At 67.6% G+C, this 12,178-nt stretch carries 16 protein-coding genes; 6 read left to right on the top strand and 10 right to left on the bottom strand.

Features of this window, described 5'->3' with window-relative positions; genetic code table 11:
- Positions 1-61: 61 nt before the first annotated feature.
- Entirely contained in the window at positions 62-1,120 is a 1,059-nt protein-coding gene (locus tag BRW65_RS19120) for a DUF4192 domain-containing protein (protein WP_073877472.1), read from the top strand.
- 17 nt (positions 1,121-1,137) lie between these two features.
- On the opposite strand, the gene ideR is transcribed toward BRW65_RS19120, so the two are convergent.
- The 3 genes from ideR to BRW65_RS19105 all read right to left on the bottom strand — a co-directional run bounded on the left by ideR (position 1,138) and on the right by BRW65_RS19105 (position 3,491).
- Positions 1,138-1,827 (bottom strand): iron-dependent transcriptional regulator IdeR, encoded by a 690-nt coding sequence (gene ideR / locus BRW65_RS19115; protein WP_073877338.1) that lies wholly within the window; start codon positions 1,825-1,827, stop codon positions 1,138-1,140.
- Positions 1,828-1,954: 127 nt separating this feature from the next.
- Entirely contained in the window at positions 1,955-2,914 is a 960-nt protein-coding gene (sigB, locus tag BRW65_RS19110; RefSeq protein WP_040623889.1) for a sigma-70 family RNA polymerase sigma factor SigB, read from the bottom strand.
- 151 nt (positions 2,915-3,065) lie between these two features.
- On the bottom strand, positions 3,066-3,491 hold the full coding sequence (locus BRW65_RS19105; RefSeq protein WP_432206441.1) for a DUF3099 domain-containing protein: 426 nt from the start codon (positions 3,489-3,491) through the stop codon (positions 3,066-3,068).
- A gap of 45 nt (positions 3,492-3,536) precedes the next feature.
- On the opposite strand from BRW65_RS19105, the gene BRW65_RS19100 reads away from it, so the two are divergent.
- Positions 3,537-3,776: a DUF3039 domain-containing protein gene (locus BRW65_RS19100; protein ID WP_007171573.1), complete on the top strand. Its 240-nt coding sequence runs from the start codon at positions 3,537-3,539 to the stop codon at positions 3,774-3,776.
- Between the two features lie 19 nt (positions 3,777-3,795).
- On the opposite strand, the gene BRW65_RS19095 is transcribed toward BRW65_RS19100, so the two are convergent.
- Together BRW65_RS19095 and BRW65_RS19090 are read right to left on the bottom strand one after the other, a co-directional pair.
- Complete coding sequence (locus tag BRW65_RS19095) at positions 3,796-4,767, bottom strand: YihY/virulence factor BrkB family protein (protein WP_073877334.1); 972 nt, start codon at positions 4,765-4,767, stop codon at positions 3,796-3,798.
- 65 nt (positions 4,768-4,832) lie between these two features.
- A complete protein-coding gene (locus BRW65_RS19090; protein ID WP_073877332.1) occupies positions 4,833-5,018 on the bottom strand; it encodes a DUF7455 domain-containing protein in 186 nt (61 codons plus the stop codon).
- A gap of 136 nt (positions 5,019-5,154) precedes the next feature.
- Between BRW65_RS19090 and BRW65_RS19085 the strand changes: the two genes are divergently transcribed.
- On the top strand, positions 5,155-5,520 hold the full coding sequence (locus BRW65_RS19085; RefSeq protein WP_073877330.1) for a DUF952 domain-containing protein: 366 nt from the start codon (positions 5,155-5,157) through the stop codon (positions 5,518-5,520).
- On the opposite strand, the gene BRW65_RS19080 is transcribed toward BRW65_RS19085, so the two are convergent.
- Positions 5,469-5,876 (bottom strand): RidA family protein, encoded by a 408-nt coding sequence (locus tag BRW65_RS19080; RefSeq protein WP_073877328.1) that lies wholly within the window; start codon positions 5,874-5,876, stop codon positions 5,469-5,471. The genes BRW65_RS19085 and BRW65_RS19080 overlap by 52 nt on opposite strands.
- 298 nt (positions 5,877-6,174) lie before the next feature.
- Here BRW65_RS19080 and BRW65_RS19075 point away from each other — a divergent pair, with 298 nt between their 5' ends.
- Positions 6,175-6,945: an alpha/beta fold hydrolase gene (locus BRW65_RS19075; protein ID WP_073877326.1), complete on the top strand. Its 771-nt coding sequence runs from the start codon at positions 6,175-6,177 to the stop codon at positions 6,943-6,945.
- A 138-nt stretch (positions 6,946-7,083) separates the two neighbouring features.
- On the opposite strand, the gene BRW65_RS19070 is transcribed toward BRW65_RS19075, so the two are convergent.
- Both BRW65_RS19070 and ppgK read right to left on the bottom strand, forming a co-directional pair.
- Positions 7,084-8,565: an RNA polymerase sigma factor gene (locus BRW65_RS19070; protein WP_073877324.1), complete on the bottom strand. Its 1,482-nt coding sequence runs from the start codon at positions 8,563-8,565 to the stop codon at positions 7,084-7,086.
- A 177-nt stretch (positions 8,566-8,742) separates the two neighbouring features.
- Positions 8,743-9,552, bottom strand: coding sequence for a polyphosphate--glucose phosphotransferase (gene ppgK, locus BRW65_RS19065; RefSeq protein ID WP_073877322.1), 810 nt, complete (start codon positions 9,550-9,552; stop codon positions 8,743-8,745).
- A 104-nt stretch (positions 9,553-9,656) separates the two neighbouring features.
- On the opposite strand from ppgK, the gene BRW65_RS19060 reads away from it, so the two are divergent.
- A complete protein-coding gene (locus tag BRW65_RS19060; RefSeq protein WP_073877320.1) occupies positions 9,657-10,535 on the top strand; it encodes an inositol monophosphatase family protein in 879 nt (292 codons plus the stop codon).
- 7 nt (positions 10,536-10,542) lie between these two features.
- Here the strand turns inward: BRW65_RS19060 and cei are convergent, their stop codons facing one another.
- Positions 10,543-11,193, bottom strand: a complete 651-nt coding sequence (gene cei, locus BRW65_RS19055; RefSeq protein WP_073877318.1) for an envelope integrity protein Cei — start codon at positions 11,191-11,193, stop codon at positions 10,543-10,545.
- A gap of 183 nt (positions 11,194-11,376) precedes the next feature.
- On the opposite strand from cei, the gene BRW65_RS19050 reads away from it, so the two are divergent.
- Positions 11,377-11,679: a DUF4193 domain-containing protein gene (locus BRW65_RS19050; RefSeq protein ID WP_007171590.1), complete on the top strand. Its 303-nt coding sequence runs from the start codon at positions 11,377-11,379 to the stop codon at positions 11,677-11,679.
- Positions 11,680-11,683: 4 nt separating this feature from the next.
- Here the strand turns inward: BRW65_RS19050 and BRW65_RS19045 are convergent, their stop codons facing one another.
- On the bottom strand, positions 11,684-12,169 hold the full coding sequence (locus BRW65_RS19045; protein WP_073877316.1) for a DUF3093 domain-containing protein: 486 nt from the start codon (positions 12,167-12,169) through the stop codon (positions 11,684-11,686).
- Positions 12,170-12,178: the final 9 nt, after the last annotated feature.

Raw genomic sequence — 12,178 nt, 5'->3', positions numbered from 1 at the left:
GTGGGATTCCGCCTGTTCCCGCGAGCACCGGCTGACGGGGATGACCGCCAGCGTGGTGCCCATGACGACGCATCGACCCGACTTCAAACTCAACCGACCCGGCGCCCTCATCGCCGCGCTGCCGGCCGTTCTCGGCTTCGTTCCCGAGAATTCATTGGTATTGGTGTCATTGGACGGCGGCGACCTGGGGGCGGTGATGCGGGTCGACCTCTCCGAAGAGCTCACCGGCCGGATCGGGCACCTCGCCGAGGTCGCCGCCGCGGCCCGTCCCGACGCCGCGATCGCGGTGATCGTCAACGAGGACGGCGCGCACTGCCCGTCCTGCAACGAGGAGTACCGGCAGCTATGCGACACGCTCGCAAACGCGTTGTCCCACAACGGTATCGAGCTGTGGGCCGCCCACGTGGTCGACCGTGTCGCGCTCGGCGGGCGCTGGCACTGTGTGGACGGGTGCGGTTCGAGCGGCGTGGTCGACGATCCGTCCGCGTCGCCGCTGGCGGCCGCGGCGGTACTCGACGGCAGGCGGCTCTACGCGCGACGCGCCGACCTGCAGGCCGTCATCGCGGTCCAGGGCGCCGCGCGTAGCGCCGCACTGATCGGCGTGATCGACCGGTACGCGACGCGGCGGCTGGCGACCCAGCCCGCGGACCCGGCCCGCCGCGCCCGGGCCGACGTCAAACACGCCATGACGTCCGCATCCCGCGTCGCGGCCGGCCAGGCGCTGTCCTCGACCCAGCTGGCCAAGCTGAGCTGCGCGTTGAGCGACGCGCAGGTGCGCGACATCCTCTACGCCCTGGCGGTCGGTGAGAACGCCGGCGAGGCCGAAACGTTGTGGGCGCTGCTGGCGCGCACGCTGCCGCCACCCTGGCGGGTCGAGGCGCTGGTACTGCTCGCGTTCAGCGCCTACGCCCGCGGCGACGGGCCGCTGGCCGGGGTGTCGCTGGAGGCCGCGCTGCGCTGCGAGCCCGAGCATCGCATCGCGGGCATGCTGGACACCGCGTTGCAGTCGGGGCTGAGGCCGGAGGACATCCGGGAATTGGCGCTCACCGGCTACCGGCTGGCCAAGCAGCTCGGGGTGCGGTTACCGCGGCGGCGGCCGTTCGGCCGGGCGGCGGGCTAGCCCGACGACCCAGCCGGTCAGACCTTCTCGACCTTGACGGCGTGCGCCATCTCGTGCGGCAGGGTGACGTTCTCGTGGCCCGGGATGACGATGGTCACGCCGGCGGGTCCGGTCTCGACGGTCACCCGTGCGTTGGGGACGACGCCGGCGTCCTTCAGGCGGGTGATCAGGTCGATGTCGCCCTGCACGTGTTCGGTCAGCTGGCGGACCACCACGGCCACCGGTGATCCGGGTGGCAGCTCGGTCAGCCGGACGAGGTTGGCGTCGTCGGCGCCCGACTCGGGACCCACGCCCAGGTCCAGGAGCCCCGGGATCGGGTTGCCGAAGGGGGAGGTGGTCGGGTGATTGAGCACCTTCACCAGCCGCCGTTCGACGTCCTCGCTCATCACGTGCTCCCACCGGCATGCCTCGGCGTGCACTTCCTCCCACGGCACACCGATGACGTCGACCAGCAATCGCTCGGCGAGGCGGTGCTTGCGCATGACGGCGACGGCCAGCGCCCGGCCCTTGTCGGTGAGCTCGAGGTGCCGGTCGCCGGCGACGTGGAGGAGCCCGTCGCGCTCCATCCGGGATACGGTTTGGCTGACAGTCGGCCCGCTCTGGTCGAGGCGCTCGGCGATCCGGGCCCGAAGCGGCGTCACGCCCTCTTCTTCGAGGTCGTAGATGGTCCGCAAGTACATCTCGGTGGTGTCAACCAGGTCGTTCATTCAGCACCTTCCATCGACGCCGAGTCTACTTGGCCAGCTGCGTGAATGGGTGTAACGCTTCCCCGACAAGCAGTATGCCCGCCGCGTCCGCGGCGGGCATACTGTCGTGCTACCTAGCTCAGGGGTCCTAGCTTGCGTACGACCGTAGCCGGTCGGCGCGTTCGCCGTGGCGGAGTTTGGACATTACGTCCCGCTCGATCTGGCGGACCCGCTCGCGCGACAGGCCGAACAGCTTTCCGATCTGGTCCAGGGTGCGCGGCTGGCCGTCGTCCAGGCCGAAGCGCAACCGGATCACCTGGTGCTCGCGCTCGTCGAGAGTGGCGAGCACGCTGCGGATGTCGGTGTGCAGCAGCTCGGCGATCACCGCGTTCTCCGCGGACATCGCCTCGGCGTCCTCGATGAAGTCGCCCAGCGGGGCCTCCTCTTCGGAGCCGACCGGCATGTCCAGGCTGACCGGGTCGCGGCTGTGCTCGAGCAGGTCGTTGATCTTCTCGACCGGGATGCCGGACTCGGCGGCCAGTTCCTCGTCGGTGGCCTCCCGGCCCAGGTTCTGGTGCATCTCCCGCTTGATCCGCGCCAGCTTGTTGACCTGCTCGACCAGATGCACGGGCAGGCGGATGGTGCGGCTCTGATCCGCCATGCCGCGGGTGATGGCCTGACGAATCCACCACGTGGCGTAGGTGGAGAACTTGAATCCCTTTGTGTAGTCGAACTTTTCCATCGCGCGAATCAGGCCCAGGTTGCCCTCCTGGATCAGGTCCAGCAGCGGCATGCCGCGACCGGTGTAGCGCTTGGCCAGCGACACCACCAGCCGCAGGTTCGCTTCCAGCAGGTGGCGGCGCGCGGCCTGGCCATCGCGGACTACGGCCTCGAGGTCGCGTCGGCGGTTCTCCCCGAGGCGCTTACGGGTTTCGAGCAGGTGCTCGGCGTAGAGCCCGGCCTCGATGCGCTTGGCCAGTTCAACTTCACCCGCCGCGTTCAGCAGCGCCGTCTTACCGATGCCATTGAGATAAACGCGCACGAGGTCCGCTGCGGGGCTCTGAGCATCCAGATCGCCGTCAAATCTGCTCGTGCTCGCGTTCGCCATAGCGACCTCCCATTCGGCTTTGTGCTGTCATCGAGTTAAACGACAGATCAGCCCAGAGAGTTCCCAGCGCCTTGTCATATCACACGTCTTGACGTGCACAAATGTGCCGCCGACCTGAGAATGTCCTAAGAAGTCGGGAGCGATGCCCTTGTCAGCGCGAGTGACCGATGTCGTCGCCCGGGCCGGGGGGCCAGCCCGGTTGTGGGTGGCGCCGCGACTCGAGCGCCAGCCGCTCGGCCGTCGGGAACAGCGGGGTGCGCCGCCGGGCGTCGTCAAACCGACGCGGCTCGTCGGCGCTGCGCGGCGGCCGGTCGTTGGCGATCAGCACGGCCATCCAAGGCAACGGGATCGACACGGCCACGATCGCCAGCGAGATGAGACCGTTGTGCCATGCGCCGTACGCGACGGCGGCCAGGATGAGTGCCGGGATTCGGAATCCCATCAGCGTCAGGTATTTACGCACCCGTGCACGGTGCTGTTCTTCATAGGAAGGTGCTGCGGCGGTGATGAGGATCGGCCTGCCATCATCGTCGAACCCCAATTCGGAGCCGCGCGTCATTCTTCCACTGTCCCACACCACCGGGATTCCGGCACAAGCGAGTTACGGGGCACAATGTCAGGTATGCAGACCCAGACGATCGAGCGCACCGACACCGACGAACGCGTCGACGACGGGACCGGCAGCGATACGCCGAAGTACTTCCACTACGTCAAAAAGGACAAGATCGCGGAGAGCGCGGTCATGGGAAACCACGTGGTGGCGTTGTGCGGGGAAGTGTTCCCCGTCACCAAGGCGGCCAAGCCGGGCTCGCCGGTTTGCCCGGATTGCAAGCAGATCTACGACCGGATGAAGAAGGACTAGCTCGGCGGCGGCCCGGCCGTCACAGCGCCGCCTTGTCGGCGGCCGCCGGCTCCGGCGGAGGAACCGCCGTTTCCCGCACCGGAGTGATGCGCGATTGCAGCCACTTGCGCAGCCGGTGCGCGTGCGTCTTCGGCGCGGGGAACTCCTCTTGGATCGCGGCGTTGAACTCGGCGCCCAGCATGACGGCGAAACCGCCGAAGAACGCGAACAGCAGGAACGCGATCGGGGTGGACAGCGCGCCGTAGGTGTAGCCCGTGCTGGTGATCCACCGCAGGTAGACCCGCAAGCCCAGGGTGGCGATCAGGAAGACCGCCATGGCGAGCACGGCGCCGAAGATCAGCCGGTGCGTCGGTAGCGGCTGGGGCAGCGCCACCCGATACAGGATGACGATCCCGACCAGCAGTCCGAGGATCAGCGCGGGGTAATAGCCGTAGCGGAGGACGTTTTCCAGGCCGTCCGGGATGTGCTCGCTCACCTTGCGCGGACCCACCACCAACACCGGCGCGGCCCCCACCACGAACACCAGCATCACGATGTAGAGGAACAGGGCAAAAAGCCGCTGCCGCACGGGATGCCGCAACGGGGTCTGGTCGTGCGCCTCCACCACCGCGTCGACGTAGGACGAGATGGCCGACGACCCCGCCCACATCGAGATCAGGAAACCGACCGACACCACCTCGCCACGGGCGTTGGCGGTGACGTCCCGGATGGTCGGCTCGATGATCTCGTTGACGACGCTGGGCGAGAAGAAGCTGCCGATCGCCGAGATGACGCTCTTCTCGATCGCCGTCAACGTGTCCGGTCCGAACAGCGGCGCCACATAGGCGAGGCTGCCCAGCATCCCCAGCATCAGTGGCGGCAGCGACAGCGCCGACCAGAAACCCGCCTGGGCCGACTCGGAAAAGATGGAGTCATCCCAACTTTTCGAGAGGGTCCTCAGAGTGAGTCGCCAGATGTGATGGCGCGACGGTCTTGCGACTTGATCGCTCATACCCGTCCAGCATTACCGAAGACCGACCGACTCGCCCGCATTGGCGAGGGGTGAGTTCGGCGGAGCTAGCTTCCGCTGACCTCCAGGACGGCGGCAAGCTCAGTCAGCTTCGCCTCGTGCTCGTTGGCGTGATGCTGGCAGAAGAGAAGCTCAGCTCCTGAAGGCAGCGTGGCACGGACTCGAGCAGCGGCACCGCAGCGGTCGCAGCGGTCCGCACGCGTTAGCTCGGGACTGGTCAGAGTTGCATTCATGGCTTCTCCGTTCTTGCTTTTATTCACTCTCTCAGACGTATGGGGTTTTTGCGTTGTTCCCCGATCGTTATCGGGTGTGTCGTTTCTCACGACCTGTAAACGTTTCGTTTCGAAGAACTCTCTACAGTTGTCATCCGTGACTTTCGCTCCTGACCTGCTGTTACATCTGTGCGGGCGTGACGAGTGGTCGCGTGCCCTCGCCGCCGGCGAGATTCGCCCCGACGCGTCCGGCGGTGGCCAGTTCATCCATCTTTCGGCGCCCGAGCAGGTCCATTTGCCGGCCAACCGGCTCTACCGCGGGCGCGATGATTTGGTGTTGCTGCACATCGACCCGGCGCGGCTGGACTCCGAAGTTCGATGGGAGCCAGGCGTAGCGACGGATCCGGAGTCGATGCTGTTCCCGCACCTGTACGGCCCGCTGCCCACGGGCGCTGTGATTCGGGTCACCGACTACCGGCCGGCCCCCGACGGCACCTTCCCGCCGGTCGCCGGTTCCACGTAGGCGTCGGCTTCGATCTCCACCAGCAGTCCCGGCGCGATCAGTGCCGACACCTGCACCATGGTGGCCGCCGGGCGGATGTCACCGAACACCTCGGCGTGCACCGCCGCCACCTCGCGCCAGCGGGTGATGGCGGTGACGTAGATGCGGGTGCGGACCACGTCGGTCAGCGCCGCGCCCGCCTGGCCGAGTGCAATCTCGATGCGGCGCAACGCGTCTCGGGTCTGGGTCGCGATGTCGCCGGCCGGCCCGGCGCCGGTGGTCCCGGCCACCCACACGTGCGGTCCGACCCGGACGGCGCGCGAATAGCCGACGGCCGTCTCGAACTCGGAGCCGGAGGAGACCAGGGTGCGGTTCATGCCGCCACCGTACGACGGCCGGCGTCGCCGGCGCGACGGATTTTCCGGTCGGGCCGAGTGTCCTTGCGTGCCAATCAGTCCGGCGATCCGACGGCCGGTCGCTTAGTCGAGGCAGTCGCGAGCTAACGGTGCGCCAACCAAGCGCGCTCCTGCATAAACGCAGCTATGGGGTAGCGGTGTGCCCCGAATGCCTTTGCTCGTAGAAATTGCAGCGAGAGAACCCCACTACAAGGACACGGCTTGGCAGACTTGAGATTTTGCCAATTCGAGCGGACCGACCTGTGCCAGACTTGACCCCGTGGCTCCGCAGCGTTCGCCGCTGGTGCTGTTGCATGGTCTCTCAATGTCAGCCAGCGCCTGGCAGGAAACGGTCCCACTGGTTGCCGTCCACCATGAAGTATTCACACCGACCGCGATTGGTCACCGGGGTGGGCCGCCCGTGCAACGACGTCCAGTGACGATATGGGACGTGATCGATGCCACCGAGCTTTATCTGGATCAGCAGGGTCTAAAGCGGCCGCATCTGGCTGGCAATTCCATGGGCGGATTCGTTGCGCTGGAATTAGCTCGTCGCGGACGTGCAGCCTCGGTCGCCGCCTTCTCGCCAGCTGGGCTGTGGACGGATGCACTTCGGGAGCGGGTCATGACGAGGGGGCGACGAATCGCGGCGATGAGCCGACTCGCCCATCGGGTTACTCCCTTGGTTGTGAAGTCGCCGCGCCTCCGTCGACAAGCGATGCGTGACTTAGCGTGGCGTGCGGATCGAATCAGCGCCGCCCGAGCCCTCGAGATCGCCAACGATGCTCTCGGATGCGGCATCATCAACGACGTCCTGCGCAGCGGTGACGAACAAGTCCTCGCGATGAATGCGCTGCCATGCCCGATCACAATCGCGTGGCCGGAAAAGGACAGAGTCCATCCCATCGAGCTGTACGAGATGACCGTCAAAGAACGCCTACCAGGCGCGGTGTTCTCCGTCCTGCCCGGCGTCGGCCACGTGCCGATGCTCGACGATCCGGAGCTTGTCGCGAGGACCATCCTCGCCGTCACAGGCGCAGCAGAGGACTAACGCTACTGGCTGGACGGCTGTGCACGCGCCGCCGTGCGGGCCGGGTCTATTTGTCCTGAGGCGGTGGTCCAGGTCGGCGCGACCGAATCTCTGCAGGTGGTCGAAAATGTTGTGCCGCAAAGGATTCGGCGCGGGTCTCTAATCCAGGTAGTCGCGCAGGACCTGCGAGCGGCTGGGGTGGCGCAGCTTTGACATCGTCTTGGACTCGATCTGACGGATGCGTTCGCGGGTGACGCCGTAGACCTGGCCGATCTCGTCGAGGGTGCGGGGCTGGCCGTCGGTGAGGCCGAAGCGCAGCCGTACTACGCCCGCCTCGCGCTCGGACAACGTCTCGAGCACCGACTGCAGCTGGTCCTGCAGCAGCGTGAAGGACACCGCGTCGACGGCCACCACGGCCTCGCTGTCCTCGATGAAGTCACCCAGCTGGCTGTCGCCCTCGTCGCCGATGGTCTGGTCCAGCGAGATCGGCTCGCGGGCGTACTGCTGGATCTCCAGCACCTTTTCGGGCGTGATGTCCATTTCCTTGGCCAGCTCTTCGGGCGTGGGCTCGCGGCCCAGGTCCTGCAGCAGCTCGCGCTGGATGCGGCCCAGCTTGTTGATCACCTCGACCATGTGCACCGGGATGCGGATGGTGCGGGCCTGGTCGGCCATGGCGCGGGTGATGGCCTGACGGATCCACCAGGTCGCATAGGTGGAGAACTTGTAACCCTTGGTGTAATCGAACTTCTCGACCGCGCGGATCAGGCCCAGGTTGCCTTCCTGGATCAGGTCCAGGAACGCCATCCCGCGGCCGGTGTAGCGCTTGGCCAGCGACACCACCAGGCGCAGGTTGGCTTCCAGCAGATGGTTTTTCGCGCGGTCGCCGTCGCGGCAGATCCACATCATGTCGCGACGCTGGGCGGCGGGCAGCTTGTCGCCGCGCTCGGCCATCTCGGCCATCAGCTGCGTGGCGTACAGGCCGGCTTCGATCCGCTTGGCCAGCTCGACCTCTTCCTCGGCGTTGAGCAGCGCCACCTTGCCGATCTGCTTGAGGTAGGCGCGAACCGAGTCCGCGGACGCGGTGAGTTCGGCGTCCTTGCGGGCCTGGCGCAGCGCCTCGGATTCGTCTTCGTCCCAGACGAAATCGCCGGAGGCCTTGTCCTTTTCGGAGGGCTCAGAGATTTCCTCGTCCTCGTCGGCGGCGGCCTCGCCGGCCGCGGCGGCGGGGGCGGCGACCGCTTCCTCGCTGTCGTCGGAGTCGGCGGGCTCGATGTCGGTGTCCTCGCCGTCGGCCGCAACATCGACTTCCAGGTCGTCCAGGCTCAGGTCGGCGGCGTCGATCTCGAGGTCTTCACCGGGCTCGGCGTCGAGCTCCGTGTCGTCGAGATCCTCGACGGCTTCGAGGTCGACCTCGGCGTCGGCCGGGGCACCCTTGGCCGCTTTCGTCCCGCGGCCCGCCGGGGCCTTGGCCCCGCGGGTCTTCTTGGTGTCGGCACCGGCCTCGGCCTCTGGCTTGACGGCGCGCTTAGCCGGTGCGGCGCCGTGGGCGGCCTTGGCCGCCGGTCGCTTAGCGGGGGAGGACTTTGTGGCGGTCCGTTTCACCGGCGCGTCGGTTGCCGGGCTTGCCTTGGTCGCTGCCACTTACACCCCTTCGTTTGGGCTCACCTTCGGTGTGTATTGGGCATGGTTAACCGAAAGTGTCTGCTATGTCGATGTCGGCGTTGGATCAGCGTGGATTCTTGCACGCTATATCGTTCGGGCGGTCGCCGATGACCATTGTAACGACAGTCGGCGGTCGAACGGCTCCGCCGGGAAAAATCAGTGGGTCACGTCGGAGGTCGATGCCATGGCCGCGCCCACTATCCCGGCGGTGTTGAGCAGGGCCGCAGCCACCACCGGGGTGCGGTTTTCGAGCAGCGGTAGCCACCTGTCGGCCTTGCGGCTGATGCCGCCGCCGGCGATGAACAGGTCCGGCCAGACCGCGTTCTCGATGGCCACCAGCACGCGGGTGACCTGCTTGGCCCACTTCTCGAAGGTCCAGCCGTTCTTCTCTTTGACCGACGACGCCGCCCGCTGCTCGGCCTCCTTGCCGCCGACCTCGAGATGCCCGAACTCGGTATTCGGGATCAGCGTGCCGTTGTGGATGACCGCGGAGCCGATCCCGGTGCCGAACGTCAGCAACACGACCAGGCCGGACTGGTTTCTGCCCGCGCCGTAGTGTTCCTCGGCCAGCCCGGCGGCGTCGGCGTCGTTGAGCACCGTGACGTCCTGGCCGCCCAGCTCGGTGCTGATGATGTCGCGCGCGTTGGCGCCGATCCAGGATTTGTCGACGTTGGCCGCCGTCTGGACGACGCCGTGCGTCACCACACCCGGATAGGTCACCCCGAGCGGGCCGGTCCAGCCGAACGCGTTGACGACCTCGGCGATGGTCTTGGCGACCGCCGCGGGCGTCGCCGGCTGCGGGGTCAACAGCTTGACCCGCTCGCCGATCAGCTGCCCGGTGTCCATGTCGACGATGCCGCCCTTGATGCCGCTGCCGCCGACGTCGATGCCGAACCCCCGACGCTGTGGGGTGCCGACGGCGGTGCCGGTGCCGGGCGTATCCGTGGTCGAGTCGGTGCTGGTCATCGAAGCTCCTGGGCGTGACTTTGGCTGTCCGCCCACCTTAGCCCGGCGCCGATGTGGCGACGGGGCATCTGCGGGGGCCGTGCCGCCTGTGATGCGATAGACCGGTGACCCGCCCTCAGGACGAGCCCGCCCGGTTGCGCACGGTGGCCGAGTCGTTGGCGACCCAAGCCGCGGCGTTCGTGCGGCGCCGCCGCGCCGAGGTGTTCGGCGCGGCCGCGGCGGGCTCGACATCTCCAGTAGGCGGGGCGGTGCGGTCGAAGAGCACCCCCACCGATCCGGTGACCGTCGTCGACACCGAGACGGAGCGCCTGCTGCGGGATCGACTGGCCGAATTGCGGCCGGGCGACCCGATTCTCGGCGAGGAAGGCGGCGGGCCGGCCGATCCGGCCTGCACGCCCGCGGGCGCGGTCACCTGGGTGCTCGATCCCATCGACGGCACGGTGAACTTCGTCTACGGCATTCCCGCATACGCGGTGTCGGTCGGCGTTCAGGTCGACGGCGTGTCGGTGGCGGGTGCGGTGGCCGACGTCGTCGGCAACCGCGTGTACTCGGCGGCGACGGGACAGGGCGCACACGTCATCGACGAGGAAGGGACCCGGCCGTTGCGGTGCGCCGCGGTCGACGACTTGTCGATGGCGTTGCTGGGCACCGGTTTCGGCTATTCCCGGCAGCGCCGGGCGACGCAGGCGGCGTTGTTGGCGCGGCTGCTGCCGGTGGTCCGCGACGTTCGTCGCATCGGTTCGGCCGCGCTCGATTTGTGCATGGTCGCGGCGGGCCGGCTCGACGCGTTCTACGAGCACGGCCTGCAGCCGTGGGATTGCGCCGCCGGCGCACTGATCGCGGCCGAGGCGGGGGCGCGAGTTACCTTGCCGCCGAGCGACATCGAGGGCGCCGGGCTGGTGCTGGCCGCCGCGCCGGGAATCGCCGACGCGTTGCTGGCCGCGCTGAACGAGGTCGACGGCCTGGACCCGATTCTCGACTGACGGTTCGTCAGCAGCTGCTGGAGTGAATCTTGGTGAGCAGCGCGGGGTCCGACGGCTCGGTGGCGCCGGGGCGCAGGGTGGCCAGTACGGCATCGATGTCGTCGTTGTGGGCCAGCGCGGTGAAGTCCGTTCCCAACGACAGGTCGACGGAGTCGTCGGCGCGGTTGTCGTTGAACAACTCCATGCACGGCGCCACCAGCCACACCGTGGCCGCGGTGGCTTGCCCCGCGGTGCCGAAGCGGATCTGGCCCTGGCAGGTGAGCCGGGTGCCCGCATAGAGCGGATCGTTGGCGGCGGTCGGCTGAGCGAAGCCAAGGTCTTTCAGCGCACCGGCGACGTCGCCGGCCTGCCCGCCGCGGCCGCTGGCGTTGAGGACGCGGACCTTGGTGTCGTTGAGCTTGGCGGGCGTGACGTCCATCATTGCGCTCCGCGACACCTGCTCGCCGAGCTGAGCCGGCGTCGAATTCGGCCCCTTCGGCGGCGGGTTGCACACCGCGACCTCGTGCACCTTGGCCGGCCGGGTCAGCGCGACCGTCCAGACCACGGCGGTCGCCACCACCAGGAGAACCACCACGACGATGGCGGGCCGGGGATTGCGTCGCCGGAACGGCCGGCCGTGCTTGTCGAAGGCAGTACCCTCGGTGATTTGTGCGACCACAGGAGCACTCTAAACGCACTGTTCAAAGGCGAACGCAAGGGCCAATATGGGTGTGTGACGTAAATCACAGAGAACGGGGCCGCGATCTGGGCACGAATCATTTGGTGGATGCGTTCGACGCTGGTACAAAGCGATGCTTGAGATTACGAGGGCATGCAGAGGCAATAGGGCAGGGGAACAGATATGCCTACCGACTACGACGCTCCGCGGCGCACCGAGACCGACGATGTCTCGGAGGACTCGCTGGAGGAGCTGAAAGCACGACGCAACGAGGCGGCATCGGCCGTCGTCGACGTCGACGAATCCGAAACCGCTGAATCTTTTGAGCTGCCTGGCGCCGACCTTTCCGGGGAAGAACTGTCGGTGCGCGTCATTCCGAAGCAGGCTGACGAGTTCACCTGCTCGAGCTGCTTCCTGGTGCAACACCGCAGCCGGCTGGCCAGCGAGAAGAACGGCCTGATGATCTGTACCGACTGCGCAGCCTGATCGGTCAGCTGCGCAATGCCGACAGCACCCGCTCCGGGTGGCGGCAACTCACCAGCCAGTACGGCGTCGGGTCGTCCGGGTCATCGAGGACGACCAAGATCATCGGCCCGACCCACGCCCGATGCAGGACGAACGCCGCCGGGTCGAGTTGGCGGCCCAGCGCCGCGGACTTGGCCGGCGGGGCGACCGAAGCGGACCGGGCGATCACGGTGACCGGCAGATGCGCCTCACCGGCCCACAGTTCGACCCCGCCGGGGACGTTCGGGTCGGCGGTGACCCGGACTTCCACGCGGCCCAGCCACAACAGCGCTCCGGCCGCCACCGCGAACAGCGTCGCGTATGGCAGCCAGGAGGGTCGGGGGGCGACACCCATGTTGACTTCGAACGCGATCAGGCCCGCCAGGCCGAAGGCCAGCGGCCACCACCACCATGGCACCCACAGTCGTTCGCGATATCGCACACTGTGCGGCGCGACGCGCGTACCGGACACGCAGTCAAG

This window comes from Mycobacterium paraffinicum (assembly GCF_001907675.1).
GTDB lineage: Bacteria > Actinomycetota > Actinomycetes > Mycobacteriales > Mycobacteriaceae > Mycobacterium > Mycobacterium paraffinicum_A.
This window is presented reverse-complemented; position numbering and strand designations above follow the sequence as displayed.

What these genes read in the sequence shown, in the direction of transcription:
- BRW65_RS19120 (WP_073877472.1), top strand. Translation starts at nt 62, where the DNA reads ATGACGACGCATCGACCCGACTTCAAACTCAACCGACCCGGCGCCCTC.
- ideR (WP_073877338.1), bottom strand. Translation starts at nt 1,827, where the DNA reads ATGAACGACCTGGTTGACACCACCGAGATGTACTTGCGGACCATCTAC.
- sigB (WP_040623889.1), bottom strand. Translation starts at nt 2,914, where the DNA reads ATGGCGAACGCGAGCACGAGCAGATTTGACGGCGATCTGGATGCTCAG.
- BRW65_RS19100 (WP_007171573.1), top strand. Translation starts at nt 3,537, where the DNA reads ATGCAGACCCAGACGATCGAGCGCACCGACACCGACGAACGCGTCGAC.
- BRW65_RS19095 (WP_073877334.1), bottom strand. Translation starts at nt 4,767, where the DNA reads ATGAGCGATCAAGTCGCAAGACCGTCGCGCCATCACATCTGGCGACTC.
- BRW65_RS19090 (WP_073877332.1), bottom strand. Translation starts at nt 5,018, where the DNA reads ATGAATGCAACTCTGACCAGTCCCGAGCTAACGCGTGCGGACCGCTGC.
- BRW65_RS19080 (WP_073877328.1), bottom strand. Translation starts at nt 5,876, where the DNA reads ATGAACCGCACCCTGGTCTCCTCCGGCTCCGAGTTCGAGACGGCCGTC.
- ppgK (WP_073877322.1), bottom strand. Translation starts at nt 9,552, where the DNA reads ATGACCAGCACCGACTCGACCACGGATACGCCCGGCACCGGCACCGCC.
- BRW65_RS19050 (WP_007171590.1), top strand. Translation starts at nt 11,377, where the DNA reads ATGCCTACCGACTACGACGCTCCGCGGCGCACCGAGACCGACGATGTC.